Source organism: Vibrio sp. 378, from assembly GCF_033339435.1.
The window spans coordinates 1-626 of record NZ_JAWOUO010000724.1 but is presented as its reverse complement, the minus strand read 5'-3'; the positions used below and the strand labels follow the sequence as shown (position 1 = coordinate 626).

1 pseudogene is annotated in these 626 nt (G+C 50.6%); it reads right to left on the bottom strand.

The annotated features are described in order from the left end of the window. Positions 1-626, bottom strand: a pseudogene (gene vopQ, locus R7Q48_RS28500) (type III secretion system effector VopQ); the annotation flags it as partial.

The window sequence follows — 626 nt, the reverse complement described above, 5'->3', positions numbered from 1 at the left end:
AGTTCCAATGGCTTCTTTTGCTATCGGCGTAACCCCTGCCGTCGCCACAGAGCTTACACCAAACGTACCCAAACCGCCTGTCGCCATACCAAGTGTGGCACCAACTGTGCCCTCAGCCGACAACATCGCGTGACCAATGGCTAACGTTTGTTGCATTGGCATCGATAAGCGCTGATCTCTTCCCGGCAATTGCGAGATTTGTTCGAGTTGATGATGATACGCTTCGGCATCGCCATTGACGGACGCTTTGTGAAGTTCACGCCCTGTGGCGACGAGCAAGCCTACGCCGGGTAACGCCAAATTGATGGCAGCGTTAACACCCGAGCCTTTCAGCTTCTCTTTTCCCATTTCCAACAACTGCGCGCCGAAACCGTCCATTTTCCCCGGATACTGGTTTTCCAAACTGACCTGCATACGCGGATCTTTGCTGATCGAATCAAACGTATTTTTGAGCTGCTGATAGGTGTCACCGTCGACTTTTACTTCATCAAGTAGGCTCACCACTTCCAAGATTTTTCGCTCGGTTAATGGTTCGCCTCGATAGCCTGACGGACTGACTAATGAATAAGCCAAAAGTGCGGTTTCTAGTTTTTCTTCCTTAAGCAGTGCCTGCTTCAAGTCGAGGT